The organism is Arthrobacter sp. PvP023 (genome assembly GCF_017832975.1).
Lineage (GTDB): Bacteria > Actinomycetota > Actinomycetes > Actinomycetales > Micrococcaceae > Arthrobacter.
Window position 1 is genome coordinate 3081043 of sequence record NZ_JAFIBI010000001.1, and the last position, 13304, is coordinate 3094346.

Below are 13304 nucleotides of genomic sequence, written 5' to 3' on the forward strand. Positions count from 1 at the left end.
TTGCGCCAACCCCGTTGAATCCCCTCGAAAGAAAACGCACTGGTCATGAAAAGCAGAGCCCTCGTCCACAGCAACTATGAATCCCGCCTCCTCGGTGCCCGTACTCCAGGGAGTCCGCTTGTCACGGCTGCACCGGCCGCCCGGATGGCCGGGCGGACGCCTGGCCAAGGGACTCCCGAACATTCGCCTAAGCAATCGCCGTCGGCGGGGTCCCAGCTTGAGTCCTCTCGTGCGTCCAGGACCTGACCTCTGGCGCTTGCCTGCGGCGATTGCTCACGTACAAGCGGGCGGTCTCTCAGCACGGGAATGATGCGGACGAAACTACCGCCTGGTATCAAGACGACAGTGCCCACTCGTTAGCCCTCTGGCATGGTCTGACCAGCGCGGTAACTGCCAGTCGCGGGCAACGAGGCGTAACGTCCTTTGTCGGCTTTGGAAGCGAGACTCATTCGCTTGCGTCACTTTCCTCTAATGCGGTTTCTCCTAATCTCCCTTCAACCAGCGGACAACGAGCCCGTCGCGCTGCCCGAACCGCTCCAGGTGTGATGCTGTGACTTCTTTGACTCGCCCAAGCCCTTCCGCGGTGTCCGATTCTGCCCGCAGTTCGATAGCTTCCGATCGAGACAACACCAGGCAGCTCCCCACGGTGAGGACGATGCGTTCCCCTTCGGGTTCTATGCGGACCTCCCCCTTGTGTCCGGGATGGGCTGTCAACTGCTTGCTATAGTGTTTCGCGGATCCGGTGGGAACAATGGCATGGGCAGTGTGCAAGGCGGGCATTGAGTTTCCTGTTCGGTGTTCTGAAATGAGGTAGGGCATCAAAGGGGGCCGGTGGTCCGGGATCGACAATGCAATGGTCTACACGCCAAACGGGTGAACCGGAACGAGGGTTCTGCCTCGCCCTCGGTTCGTTTTTGTTCCCTAGCCTTGTCTGGATTGCCAGTTCTGCCCGCCGTTTGCGCGTGCGCTGGAGAGCTTAGTTCCTTTTGCCGTGCACCATGTTTGGTAGGGCACGGGCACACCTTCAGTGAAAACCTTGGTGGCGGAAAGGGTCACGGTGGAGCCTGCTGCATCGCGAAGGTCAAGCCTTGCCAGGTCCGTACAGGACACGACCGATGAAGAGTGCTTTCGCTAAGGCGGGCATCTTTGCCGGACTAAACGTTACTCAAATTGTTAACGATTTATGGACTTTCTTGCTAGAACTGCGAATCTCACCCGGAATCAAACGGTGAGGGACTGTTTCTGTTTGTCCAGGTCTGGTCCTTAGCAGTGCGGGCGCCGGCTTTGGCAGCAACCAGACTCAGCACGAGCAGGGTTCCCATGGCGAAGACTGCGGCCACGGCGAAGATCCCAAATCCCCAGCCCTGATTGCCAGTTCCAGGGGCCGAAGACGGCGCCGAAGCGGCCGACGCTGGTCCATCCGATCGCCGTCGCCCGGCTGGAGGTGGGGTACACATGGGCCACTGCGGCGTACACCACGAGGGCGACTACATCGTTCCATTTCGCGCGGAAAACAACAACGAGTCGATCTCCGGAAAGGTGGACGCAATAGCCGCTGACGGCTCCCCATACTGGAAACTCCAACCTCGGAACGCGCGCACCCCGCGGCGTCAGACTCCCCACAGGGGGAGGGCCCGGGTGGGCTCTGCGCACGATGGTGGACGTCGCCCATTACACGCACGCCAAGAGGTTAGAGCCGGGACACGTCGGCCGGATTATCCAGGATGAGATTCCGCGCTTGGAGCCATGCCCCCCGCAGGGGTCCCTCGCTGCCGTACTTGGCAAGAACAACTTCGGGGTTGAATTCCGGAACCATTTGCGCTCGGGCGCTGATGAGGGCGTCGACGTGGGGCTCGAGCCACTGGTACAGCCGGGGCAGGGTTCCTCCCAAAACTACAAGGTCCAGGTCGGTGAAGTTACTCATGGTTGCTATGGCTCCGGCCAACGCAGTTCCGGCATCTGTCAGTGCTGTGTGGGCGCGCTCATCGCCCGCCTCCAACTTGTCAATGAGCTCGTCCAGGGCCAGCACTTGGCCTTGGCCGCTGCCAAGCTCAATGCCCGCACTGGCCATGATGGCGGGCAGGCGGAGGTAGAGGTCAAGGCAGCCACGGGCTCCGCAGCCGCACGCCGGGCCGTTCATGTTAACGGTGATGTGTCCGCATTCGCCCGCCAGGCCATGGGCTCCGCGGTATACCTCTCCGTCAACAACGATGCCGCCCGATACTCCGTCTGCCTCCATGATGTAGGCCATGGCGCGGGGACGACGATCACTTGGGGTGGCGGCGTATTCGGCGAGGCTGCCGAGCCGACCATAATTCATGAATACAGGTGTACAGGAATGCTTCATCGCTTCAGTGAGCGGGCCATGCAAATCGGTTCGCCTGAGCCCCAGGCCGAGGGCCGCGGCAACGGTCGAGTCGTCTGTGACGAGCGCGGGCAGGAGGATGACCGGATCGGTAATCCAGGCACGAGGCACGGACGCAGCATGATCCATTGCAGCGTTGGTCATCGCGGCGAGAATGCTCACAAAATCCTGCGGCCGCCCAGGGCCGATGCCGTGTTCCTCGCGGCGCTCCCATAGAATGACCCCAGCGAAGTCACGCACCTCCCCCACCACGTCGTGGGACGAGAGCTGGACGGCGACAGTGCGGACACGCTCTGGGGCTGTTTGCAGTAGCCTTCGCGGCCTCCCACGCCCCCCCTGCGCGTGCCCGGTTTCGAGAACCAGACCCCGGGCCATGAGGTCCTCTACAACCGTGGTTACCGTCCCACTGACGAGCCTCGTCGCGGCGCGGATCTCGCTTCTTGAACAAGGCTCATGATCGGCAAGCGAGCGCAGCACGAGGGACATGTTGTGTCTTCGAACGTCTGCCGAGTCTATGGGCGAGGTCATGGACTCCATCTTGTGACTAGTTCCCTGCTCAGAGCAAACCTAATTAAGTCAAGGCTTGACTTAATTATTCTAGGCGACCTAGTGTTATGCAACACGTCCCCCGCTCTGTTCCGCAGACACGGGCGACCCCTAGCAGCACCCCGGTGCCGCTGCTGCGGCAGATCCCTGCCCGCTGCGCTTCAATGAGGAGGCTTCATGTCCATAAACATCCATTCGAAAAGATTCAAGACAGCCCTTTTGTCGGTGTCGTTGCTGCTGTCCGAGGCCGGGGCCGTTTCGGCCACCTTGCCCGAACTCGCCAAAGCGTTCCCCCAGGAAAGCCAGACCTCTATCCAGAGCTTTATGACCATCGGTGCGGCGGCCATCATTGTCTGCACGCTCCTTGCCGGCGGGCTCGCCGGCAAGATCGGCAAGCGAAGGCTAACCCTCATCGGAATAGCACTCATTGCTGTCGCCGGGATGGGCCCGCTGTTGTTCATCCCGATGGGAAATTTCAGCGCCCTCCTGCTCTCGAGGCTTGTCGTGGGTGCGGGCATGGGTCTTCTTCAGCCGCTTAGTTCGAGTGTTATCGCCGACTTCTTCCATGGTAGAGACCGCGAGAACATGTTGGGTTGGCAGAGCTCAGCGGTAGGTGCGGGAAGTGTTGTATGGACTCTCATCGTGGGAGCATTCATGTTATGGGACTGGAAGGCGGCCTTCTTCGTGTACGCCTTTGGACTGGTAAGCCTGGTCCTGTTCGCCCTCTATGTTCCGGAGCCCCCGAAGCACGCCCTGCCGGACGCCCCCGAGACGCCTGTGATCAAGGCTCCGCGATGGTACCGCCTGTCGGCCGATGTTTGGATTGCCGCCATTCTCATGCTCGTGTTCAACATCGGATTCCAGACGCTCTTCGTCGCCATGCCCCTGGCCTTTGTAGCTGAGAAACACCTCATCGAGCCGCCCGCGGTTTCTTTGATCATGACGTCCTTTGGGGTTGCATCGGTTGCCGCGGGCATCGTCTTCGGGTTCGTTATGCGCCGGCTCCGTAACTGGACTGGGGCCGTGGCGGCGGGAACGGTCGCCGCTGCACTCATCGTTTGCGCGAACGCGACCAGCGCACCGTTTGGGTATACCGCAGCGATCGTTGCCGGCCTCGGCTTCGGCACCTTCATGCCCTTCTTTATTACGACGACCAACAACAGGGCCACGCCTGAAACTTCCGCCATGGCAACAGCCGTATTGTTCACCGGGGCAGCCGTCGGAACAGCCGTAACGCCCTATTACTTCGAAGCGTTTGGATCGTTCATCGGCGACGGAAGCGCGACAGTACAGCTCATTCTCGGTGCCGTCACCGTACTCGTTGTGGCGATCCTCACCGGTTTCCGGTACGGCGCATTGCGCCACGCGGCACACACTGAAGTCAAGACCCTGGAGCAAGTATGATTCCCGTTTCATCGCCGCTGATGTTCATCGAACCGCGAGACGTCGACTACGCCGATTTCCCCGCGAGCACCCTGGTCAGCGAAGGCATGCAAGTCCTGCACGCGGACCTGAAACCCGAGCATGGAACCGCCATCCTCGGAGTGGAGTACGCCCGCAAAGATGGAATTCCCCTGCATCTGCAGGTCCTGCTCCCGCCAATGGACCTGGAGAGCACGGCCGTCTTCCCCCTGGTCGTCTTCGTTCAGGGATCGGCCTGGTTCGAGCAGAACCTTGGCCAAAGCCTGCCGCCGCTGGCGCACTTCGCCAGAAGGGGTTATGTCGTGGCGATCGTTGAGTACCGCCCCTCCCCCGTCGCGACCTTCCCTGCCCAGATCCGCGACACAGGATCGGCGATCCGCTTCCTGCGCCGGAATGCAACCGACTTCCACGTCGACCCTAACCGCGTTGTCCTCTGGGGTGACTCGTCGGGCGGCCATACGACAGTGCTGACGTGCCTCACTGAGGGTGATCCCTTTTTCAGCGACGAACCACTCGACGAAGGGCCACTCAACATCCGCTGTTTCATCGACTACTACGGTCCGACAGACATCTCACGCATGAATGAAGAACCTTCCACTCAGAACCACATCGAGCCTGGGAGCCCCGAGGGCATGCTCATCGGCGGCGCCGACGTCCTGGAACATCCGAATCTCGTCGCTCCAACAGTGGCAATGAACCATATTTCCCCAACCCCCGGACGGCGACCCCTCCTCATCGTCCACGGCGACAAGGACCGGCTGGTCCCGTTCGGACAGAGCGTCCTCCTGCACGATGCACTCCGGAAAGCGGGCCAGCCGGCTACTTTCTTCCAACTAAAGGGCGCTGATCACGGCGGTCCACCGTTTTGGAAGGAAGAAGTCCTGAGCCTTGTTGACAACTTCATCCGCGTGAATATCTGATCCTCCACAAGGATTACGGGACAATTCCGGTTCGGCCAGCCGAAGCGAATCCCAGGGCCCGCTACTGCGGGCCCTGGGACTCAGCACTCGTGGCCGGGATCAGTGTGCGTATTCATCCGGATCAAGCCGGGCCGGCCCTCTCGTGTCGAGGGCATTTATGCGGCGAATTTCTTCGGGGGCCAACTCGAAGTCGAATGTGTCGAGGTTCTCCAGCTGCCGTCGCGGGTCTGCGGACTTCGATGCTGTGGCTATGCCTTGCTGGGTATGCCATCTGAGGACGACTTGGCTGGGGGTTTTGGAATGCGTGACGGCAGCTTCGGTGACGGCGGGGTGACTGAGGAACGCTCCACCCCTGCCGAGAGGGCTATAGGACGCCGTGATGATTCGTTTTTCCCTGTGGAGAGTCTGAACGTCCGCGCGCACATGTTCAGGGTCGAGTTGGATCTGATTGACGTGAGGAGTCAGGCCGGCCTCAAAGAGGCGTCGCAAGTGTGTCGGTTTGAAGTTAGACGTGCCGATCGAGCGGACTTTACCCTCCCGGAGCAGTGCTTCGAGGCCAACGAAGGCATCGACGAAGAGGTCTTGCGCAGGGGCCGGCCAGTGAATGAGGAACAGGTCGATGTACTCAACGCCAAGCCGTTTGGCACTGGCTTCGAATGCCCGTGCTACGCCGTCCCCGCCGTGCCATTCCTTGTTGAATTTTGAAGTGATGAAAACTTCGTCGCGCCGGATGCCGCTGCGCCGCAGGCCTTCGCCGACCCCCGCTTCGTTGCCGTAGCTCTCGGCGGTGTCGAAGAGGCGGTACCCGGTGGAGACCGCGGTTTCCACCGCTGACGCTGTGGCGTCGTTGTCCATCGGCCAAGTGCCCAGACCCAGCAGAGGCATCCGGACCCCGTTGGCAAGTTCCATTGTTGGAGACAATGTCATGCCGTCACCCCCGATGTCGAACAGCGGATCGGAAAGGGGGCGGGTCTGAGGTGTCCGTCCCGCCTGTCCTCTGGTGGATCAAGTGGCAGCATTTCTGCGCCGACGGTTGTGCCTATGGTCTCGAGGAGCGCACCCGCATTTGACACGCAACGTGCGATATCCGGTTCGATGTCTGCAAGCGCAAAGGTTCGGATGAATCCGGCTGCCCTGAGTGTCCGTCCATCGAGGGTGGTTTGTCCGCACACAGCGACGACCGGGACACCCGCCCTTGCGGCTGCCTGGCTGACGCCGAACGGTGCTTTACCTCCCATGCTCTGGTGGTTCAGACTGCCCTCTCCGGTGATGACAAGGGCCGAGCCTCGAATCCTGTTATCCAGATCAATCATCCGTCCTACAACTTCGACGCCGGGCTCGACGCGGGCGGCAAGAACAGCAATGGCCGCATACCCGATACCACCCGCTGCGCCGGCACCCGCCTGTCTCGCCGCGGCTGTTGCGCGTGGGCCGATCTCATTCCCGAGAACATCTACGAGGCGCGTCAGCGCGCGGTCGAGGAGCTCCACATCGCCGGGAACCGCCCCCTTTTGGGGACCGAAAATGGCCGCTGCCCCGTTTTGCCCGAGCAGTGGGTTGTCCACGTCGCTGGCCAGAACGAACCGCGCTTTCCTCAATCGTGGATCCAGGCTGCTCAGATCTACAGACGCCAGATCCGCCAGCGCGCCGCCGCCGAGGCTCAGGTGTTGCCCGCGGGAGTCCAGGAATTTCGCTCCCAGGCCAGCGAGGAGCCCCGCTCCCCCGTCCGTGCATGCGCTGCCGCCCGCGCCGATGTATATGAGCGCGCAGCCGTGGTTAAGTGCCTCACGCATCAGCTGCCCGGTCCCGAGACTGGACGCTTCTAACGCGTTGTGTTGCCCACCGGGAGGGGAATCCAATCCTGACGCTGCGGCGACCTCTATGACCGCCTCGCGGTCACGGATGGCCATCGTTGCCTTCACCGGCGCACCCGTCGGTCCGCTCACGGTAACGAGATGGGCACTGAATCCGGCTGAGACTGCCGCAGCGACTGTTCCCTCGCCCCCATCGGCAATCGCTATGGAATCCACCGTTAGGTCTGGTCGCCCGGCCATGAGGCCAATCGTGAGATGCCGGGCGACCTCGTAGGAGGCCAGAGAATGTTTGAATTTGTCCGAGGCGATCAGTACACGCACGGGGAGTCCTCTCGGGATTATTGGGCAGAGAAGGGAAGCCAGCACCGCGCCGCAGAGGTGGGGCAGGCTTCTGGCTGCGTGCAATCCCCCGATCATGCTGAACGCTGCCTGGTGACCATTAATCCAGCTCAAGAATGCGACACCGGTCTTGTAGTGGTACGTCGGGGACTCGAAGATCTTCCGCGACAGTTCTTCCGTCGGTCCCAGGATTTGGACGTAGGAGTCACGGTCTCCGGCGTCCAGTGCCTGTAGTGCCGGCGACGCGGACGGGCCAAGGGCTGCGAAGGCTCCGAGCAAGGCGTCCGAATGGCCGTCTGCGCTACCGGCGATAAGGTCAACGTAGTTGAAGTCATCGCCGGTAAACATCGTTGCCGTTGCAGGCAGGTGTTCTCGGACATGGATTTCCTTGTGGGCGTCTAGCAGGCTCATCTTGATTCCCGAGACAACCCCGGCGTTGTCGGAAATGATGTCAAGGGCCGTTGTTGCAGCTTTTTCGAAGTCCGTGGACCCGAAGTAGCCCTCCAGAAGTGGGTCAAAGGCGGCCCCAAGCCAGTGCAGGATGACGGGACGGGAGGCTCGGGAAGTTGCTTCTGCATAGGCACGGCGGTAGTCATCGACATTAGCCGCCGCCCTCGCCAGGTGACGGCTGGCCATCAGCACGACGCCGGCTCCCTGTTCTTCGGCAAAGTGCAGCTGGCTGGTGTATGCATCGATTACGGCGTCCAGGCTGATGACCTCATCTTCGACGTGGTCTGTGTTGACACCCACCACTAGAGCGCCGTTGACGCTTCGTGCTTCCTGCCGCGCTGCGCTTGATCAATTCGCGTGTGGCCACGGGATCGAGACCCATGTTCCGCTGTGCTGGTTGCGTCCATCGCGGGTTTCGATGGCACTGAATTACTGCGTGACGTCAGTCCGGCGCTGTCGACAGTACGCCTGCCATTGGAACTCATCGGATACATCGCCGCAGCCGGGGGCGGGCTGATTCCGGCTATCGAAGGCGAAATCGTGCTCTCTTGCCGCGGCGTAGCGTGAGCAGCGTGTCTAGCATCGTGATCGTTTACTGTCGCCATCCAACCTTATGCGGACGGAGGGGTGCTCCGGAAGGAAAGTCGGCTGGGTGGTTAATGGTTCGTGGGCATACGGAGCACGTTTCGGAACATGTCCACGGATACGGCTTCCAGTGAAGGAATGAAGTGAAGACCGGCTGCAGCCGGAGGCTGGGTTGGTCCCGGGACGACGATGACCTGCATGCCCGCGGACCGGGCGCTGGCGGTTCCACTGACCGAGTCTTCCACGGCAACGCAGTTGGCGGCTTCAACGCCTAAAAGCTCCGCGGCGGCCAGATACGGTGCCGGATGGGGTTTTCCGCGGGAGACGTTATCACCGGCCACGATAGTGTGGAAGACCCCGACTGGTGTCGCAGAGGCTACGCGGGTGGCAACGGGGCTGTGCGCCATAGTGACTAGCGCGCATGGTATCTGTGCCGCGGCCAGCTCAGCTAGGATCCTTTGCGCTCCGGGGAGCCACGGGATGCCGTTTTCCAGCCTTTCCACGACACGATTCAGCAGACTGTCGATAATTTCGTCCACCGATAGGTCGACCCCACGGTCCTGTAGCAGGGCTGCCGACACGTCCATGGCCTGCCCGACTGTCGAGCGGGCGTCAGCGTTGGTCCAGTTCACACCATGCTTGAGAGCAAGCCCATGCTGGGCCGCCATCCAGAACGGCTCTGTGTCGACCAGGGTGCCGTCCATGTCCCAGAGAACGGCTTGAAGGTTTCCGCGGTTGCATAACTCCATGGCTAAAGTCTGTCCTAATTCTTCACACGGTGTGGGCCGGTTGATGTCATGAAACGAGGCGTGGATGGTGGGCGTTCGCCAGCTACCATTTGCTCAGTCGCAGGGCGAGTCTCCAGACTGTCAGTGCGCCCTGGTGAAGTTGTTCAGTGCGTAGTCGAGGACGCTGGAGAAGTCGTTTGCTTCCACGGCGTCGACGTAGCATGCATGGGGCAGCGGGTCGCACCTGAAGGTGTCGGGGCTGCTCAGGTATGGCCTCCAAATGGTAGCCACAGGTTGGCCGTAGTTATCCACGGCCACCCACTCCCCCGTTCCTGTCCTGCGGGCTTGTCCAAGATGAGCTGTTGCCGCGCTGGTGAACGGGTCCTGGGCGGGGCTGAATATCGTCATGTCCATAACTCCGTCAATGGGTCGGGCTGACCGTTGTTTTCTGCGGCCGGTCGCGTGTGGGGTGGTTTGTTCGACTGGGTCCGTTTGCGCTGATGAGCCGTACAAGTCTGATGGATCCCTACGACCAGGACCTACATCGCCGTGGTGCCGCTGTGGAGCGAAGCAAGAAGTTCGCGGACTGCAGCTGCCCCGTCGTCGGAGGAGAAGTCTGAACTCAAACCGACGACGCTGACACCGGCGTTGAGGTAGCTACGTGCTGTCGCCGATTTCATTCCGCCAGTGGCGACAAAACGGACGTCGGGAAAAGGGCCTTTCATGGCTTTCACCCAATCGGGCCCCAGGACCGATGCCGGGAACGCTTTGAGCCATGTGAGGCCGAGCGCTTTCGCCCGCAGGATCTCACTGGCCGTGGCCACTCCCGGCAAGTGGGGCATGTTGCGTCGGATGCTTTCCTTGATGATGCCTTCGTCAAGGCCGGGAGAGACTGTGAATGATGCGTTGGCGGAATGCGCGGCGTCCAGTTGATCGCCGCTGATGATAGTGCCTGCGCCCACGGCCACGCCGCGTTCGGCTGCGGCGCTGGCCACAGCAGCGAGCGTGGGGACGGCTTCCGGTGTTTCGATCGTGACTTCGACATGTTCGACGCCGGCGTCCCACGCCCGTGTGGCGTACCGGACAGCTTCGGCCGGCGTTAGACCGCGGAGCACAGCGATGACGGGAACGCGGAAAAAGGCGTCGTCAAACCAGTGGGTGGGCAAGGTGGGTGCCATTTTGATCACTTTCAGTGGTTCTGCGAGGTGGGTTCTCGTCTGCTGTGGGGGCGCCGACCAGCCCGGCATTGTTCCGGGCTGGTTCGTAGCTCCTCGGTTTGGTTCCGTGGCCGGGGCGGAAGTCAGCGCGGGTACCCAACGTCCAGGCTGCGAAGGAGTGGCCCATGGCCAGCCGATCCTCGGGATTGTCGCCGCGGAGCAAGCCGGCAAGATAACCCGCGGCAAAAGCGTCGCCAGCTCCGACGGGTTCGACGACTTCGACGAGATTGGCGGGGACGCGGAAGACGCGTTCTTCCCGGTTGTGGTCCCTGACAAATTCGACAGCCTCTGAGGCGGAGTCTTTGATAACGACATGCAGCGGTCCCTGTAGGAGCTCCGATACCTCTTCTGCGCTATTGCAGCCCCATAATGTTTCTGCTTCGTCGAGGCCGACAAGGACAACGGTGGCTAGACGGGCCAGTTCAAGCAGGCGTGGGCCCGCGACGTCGACATTCCACAGAGCGGGGCGGTAGTTGACGTCGAAGGAGACCTTGTAGCCCGCCGGACCTGCCCCTTTCAGGAGGCGCTCGGTCAATGCTGAACAGCTCTCAGAGAGCGCGGCATTGATGCCGGTGGTGTGGATCCATCCAGTTTGTTCGAGTGGCCACGCGGCGGAATCGGCCGGCGCCATGCGTGAGGCGGCGGACCCGGCCCGGTAGTAGAGCGTCTTGGCGCCTTGGCCGAGGTCGGGATCCTTGAAGTACACCCCCGTGGGGCATGTGCTATCGCGGGTGACCAGGGTGACGTCCACTCCACGGGCGGCCAGGCCGTCGATGATGCGGTGGCCGAACGGATCGTTGCCGACGCGGCTGGCCCAGCCAGTCCGGTAGCCGAATTCGGCCAGATGCGCCGCAACATTGGATTCCGCTCCGCCGAAGCCGAGCAGGCATTCTTCCGCCTCGCTGAGTGACTCGGCCTTCGCAGGGGTGACCACGGCCATGGTTTCGCCCACGCACAGCACGTCCAGGATCATTTGACGGCTCCGGCAGTGAGACCGCCGACAAAGAACTTACCCAGGACGAGGTAGAGCACGACGGTGGGCAAGGCGACGAGGACGGCACCGGCCATCAGTTCGGAGTAGTCAACGGTGGTGGTTCCGATGAGGTTGTTCAGTGTCACGGTGGCCGGCCAGGCGGCGGGGGAGGCCAGGATGAAGCCGAAGAGGAAGTCGTTCCAGATGTTGGTGCACTGGAAGATTCCGGCGACGACGAAGCCTGGAGCTGATAGGGGGATCATCACGCGGAGGTAGGTTTTCCAGATCCCGGCACCGTCGATCGAGGCAGCTTCAACGATGGCGCTGGGAATGCCCTCGTAGTAGTTGCGGAAGATCAGCGTGGTGATCGGGATGCCATAGATGACGTGTACGACGATCAAACCAAAGATGCTTCCCTGGAGGTGGAGCATGTTGAGGAATTGGAAAACCGGGATGATGACGGCCTGGAAGGGGATGAACATGCCCACCAGCAGCACTGTGAACAGCGCGTTGGATCCCCGGAAGGGGAACTTGGCTAGGACGTAGCCGTTGATCGACCCGAGAAGGCAGGAGATCAGGGCTGCCGGGATCGTGATCTGCAATGAGTTGATCAGGGAGCCGTGGAGTTTCGTCCAGGCCCCCTTAAAGGCATCCAGGCTGGGAGCATCGGGGAAGGCGAGGAAGAAGTTGGGCGCCCCGGTGCTTCCCGAGAGTGCCGTGGTGATGATGACGTACACCGGCACGAGCATGCCAAGGGTGGCAATGGCGCATACTGCCAAGACGATCCAGCCTCCGAGGGACTTGGGCAGGCTCCAGGACCGGGGTTTTCTGGCTAGTCCGCCGGGGCGGCGGCGCGTGGCCGGGGTGGGCTGGGACGGGGACGCTTCGAGGGTTTCGACAGCCATTGCTATGCCTTTCGCTCTTTCCTGTATCCGCGGATGAGGTAAGGGACGATTACCGCGAGGGTCAGCAGGAGCAGGATGATCGCCATTGCCGAGGCTTTGTCGTAACGGCTGGTGAGGTAGTTGTAGATGTATATACCGGGCACGTCGGTCACAAATCCCGGGCCGGAGCCTGACATGGCGACGACGAGATCGAAGATTTTCAGGGCCACATGCAGCAGTAGCACAAAGCAGGTGATGGTGGAGGGCCACAGCTGGGGAAGCACGATGTGGCGGAGTCGCTGCCAGGTGTTGGCGCCATCGACACTGGCAGCCTCGAGGTGCTCTTCGGGAATGGAAGCTAAGCCGGCAAGGTACATGGCCATGGCGAAACCGACGAGCTGCCAGGCTGCTGCGAAGATGATGGGCAGCAGCGCCACGGGGATGCCGAACTGGACTTTAAGGAAGTCGGTTCCCGAGGGGTCGTTCAGAGCCCCCAGAATGGTCGTATCCGTCGTCCAGCCCGGAGGGTTCTCGATGCCGATGCTCCGAAGGATTTCGTTGACGCCGGTGGATGGCGAGAAGATCCAGCGCCACGCAACACCGGTAACGATGAAGGACAGCGCGTACGGCAGCAGGAAAACTGTCCGGAACAAGCCCTTGCCGACCGATACGTGATGGATGAAGAGGGCCGCAATGAGTCCGCCGAAGATGGCCAGGACCAGGAAGATGATCGTGAAGATCACGACGTTTCGGATATCGGCCTGGAAGCGCTGTTCCTGGATGATTTCGCCGTAGGTTCCTCCGAATGGCTGACGCAGTGTCAGATCCGGGCTGGTTCCGATCTTCCAGTTCGACAGGGAGATGTAGACGGTGATGCCGATGAAGACGTAGACGAAGACGAAGCTGACGAGCAAGCTGGGTGCGAAGATCCAGGCGGCCCGGCGGGATGTCCTGACGTTATGGGGGACTTGTTTCTTGGACCGCTGGCCGGGACTAACGGGTGGGACGGGTGCCGGGGGCAGTGCTGTTGAGGTTGTCATGAGTGAACTGATCCTGTCCGG

12 protein-coding genes are annotated in these 13304 nt (G+C 61.5%); 2 read left to right on the forward strand and 10 right to left on the reverse strand.

Annotated features, from left to right (window positions below):
* Positions 1-483 precede the first annotated feature (483 nt).
* Positions 484-819: a DUF2218 domain-containing protein gene (locus JOE31_RS21955; RefSeq protein ID WP_374100883.1), complete on the reverse strand. Its 336-nt coding sequence runs from the start codon at positions 817-819 to the stop codon at positions 484-486.
* A gap of 871 nt (positions 820-1690) precedes the next feature.
* Complete coding sequence (locus tag JOE31_RS14170) at positions 1691-2902, reverse strand: ROK family transcriptional regulator (protein ID WP_307864426.1); 1212 nt, start codon at positions 2900-2902, stop codon at positions 1691-1693.
* Between the two features lie 186 nt (positions 2903-3088).
* Here JOE31_RS14170 and JOE31_RS14175 point away from each other — a divergent pair, with 186 nt between their 5' ends.
* Entirely contained in the window at positions 3089-4315 is a 1227-nt protein-coding gene (locus tag JOE31_RS14175; protein WP_209745702.1) for an MFS transporter, read from the forward strand.
* On the forward strand, positions 4312-5253 hold the full coding sequence (locus JOE31_RS14180; protein WP_209745705.1) for an alpha/beta hydrolase: 942 nt from the start codon (positions 4312-4314) through the stop codon (positions 5251-5253). Before JOE31_RS14175 ends, JOE31_RS14180 begins: the two co-directional genes overlap by 4 nt.
* A gap of 99 nt (positions 5254-5352) precedes the next feature.
* Here the strand turns inward: JOE31_RS14180 and JOE31_RS14185 are convergent, their stop codons facing one another.
* The 8 genes from JOE31_RS14185 to JOE31_RS14225 all read right to left on the reverse strand — a co-directional run bounded on the left by JOE31_RS14185 (position 5353) and on the right by JOE31_RS14225 (position 13283).
* Entirely contained in the window at positions 5353-6162 is an 810-nt protein-coding gene (locus JOE31_RS14185) for an aldo/keto reductase (protein ID WP_245199201.1), read from the reverse strand.
* Between the two features lie 14 nt (positions 6163-6176).
* Entirely contained in the window at positions 6177-8159 is a 1983-nt protein-coding gene (locus JOE31_RS21960) for a glycerate kinase (protein WP_374100845.1), read from the reverse strand.
* 353 nt (positions 8160-8512) lie between these two features.
* Complete coding sequence (locus JOE31_RS14200) at positions 8513-9190, reverse strand: HAD family phosphatase (protein WP_280872888.1); 678 nt, start codon at positions 9188-9190, stop codon at positions 8513-8515.
* A 120-nt stretch (positions 9191-9310) separates the two neighbouring features.
* Complete coding sequence (locus JOE31_RS14205) at positions 9311-9577, reverse strand: hypothetical protein (protein WP_209745714.1); 267 nt, start codon at positions 9575-9577, stop codon at positions 9311-9313.
* A 131-nt stretch (positions 9578-9708) separates the two neighbouring features.
* Positions 9709-10347, reverse strand: coding sequence for a bifunctional 4-hydroxy-2-oxoglutarate aldolase/2-dehydro-3-deoxy-phosphogluconate aldolase (locus JOE31_RS14210; RefSeq protein WP_209745716.1), 639 nt, complete (start codon positions 10345-10347; stop codon positions 9709-9711).
* Positions 10316-11359: a sugar kinase gene (locus JOE31_RS14215; RefSeq protein WP_209745718.1), complete on the reverse strand. Its 1044-nt coding sequence runs from the start codon at positions 11357-11359 to the stop codon at positions 10316-10318. The genes JOE31_RS14210 and JOE31_RS14215 overlap by 32 nt, the downstream gene beginning before the upstream one ends.
* The gene (locus tag JOE31_RS14220; protein WP_209745720.1) at positions 11356-12264 is read right to left on the reverse strand and encodes a carbohydrate ABC transporter permease; all 909 of its coding nucleotides are present in this window, start codon (positions 12262-12264) and stop codon (positions 11356-11358) included. Before JOE31_RS14220 ends, JOE31_RS14215 begins: the two co-directional genes overlap by 4 nt.
* A 2-nt stretch (positions 12265-12266) precedes the next feature.
* On the reverse strand, positions 12267-13283 hold the full coding sequence (locus JOE31_RS14225) for a carbohydrate ABC transporter permease (RefSeq protein ID WP_209745722.1): 1017 nt from the start codon (positions 13281-13283) through the stop codon (positions 12267-12269).
* Positions 13284-13304 lie beyond the last annotated feature (21 nt).

Bases quoted from the DNA above. Each gene is read 5' to 3' on its own strand.
- JOE31_RS21955 (WP_374100883.1), bottom strand. From the start codon at position 819: ATGCCCTACCTCATTTCAGAACACCGAACAGGAAACTCAATGCCCGCC.
- JOE31_RS14170 (WP_307864426.1), bottom strand. From the start codon at position 2,902: ATGGAGTCCATGACCTCGCCCATAGACTCGGCAGACGTTCGAAGACAC.
- JOE31_RS14175 (WP_209745702.1), top strand. From the start codon at position 3,089: ATGTCCATAAACATCCATTCGAAAAGATTCAAGACAGCCCTTTTGTCG.
- JOE31_RS14180 (WP_209745705.1), top strand. From the start codon at position 4,312: ATGATTCCCGTTTCATCGCCGCTGATGTTCATCGAACCGCGAGACGTC.
- JOE31_RS14185 (WP_245199201.1), bottom strand. From the start codon at position 6,162: ATGGAACTTGCCAACGGGGTCCGGATGCCTCTGCTGGGTCTGGGCACT.
- JOE31_RS14200 (WP_280872888.1), bottom strand. From the start codon at position 9,190: ATGGAGTTATGCAACCGCGGAAACCTTCAAGCCGTTCTCTGGGACATG.
- JOE31_RS14205 (WP_209745714.1), bottom strand. From the start codon at position 9,577: ATGACGATATTCAGCCCCGCCCAGGACCCGTTCACCAGCGCGGCAACA.
- JOE31_RS14210 (WP_209745716.1), bottom strand. From the start codon at position 10,347: ATGGCACCCACCTTGCCCACCCACTGGTTTGACGACGCCTTTTTCCGC.
- JOE31_RS14215 (WP_209745718.1), bottom strand. From the start codon at position 11,359: ATGATCCTGGACGTGCTGTGCGTGGGCGAAACCATGGCCGTGGTCACC.
- JOE31_RS14220 (WP_209745720.1), bottom strand. From the start codon at position 12,264: ATGGCTGTCGAAACCCTCGAAGCGTCCCCGTCCCAGCCCACCCCGGCC.
- JOE31_RS14225 (WP_209745722.1), bottom strand. From the start codon at position 13,283: ATGACAACCTCAACAGCACTGCCCCCGGCACCCGTCCCACCCGTTAGT.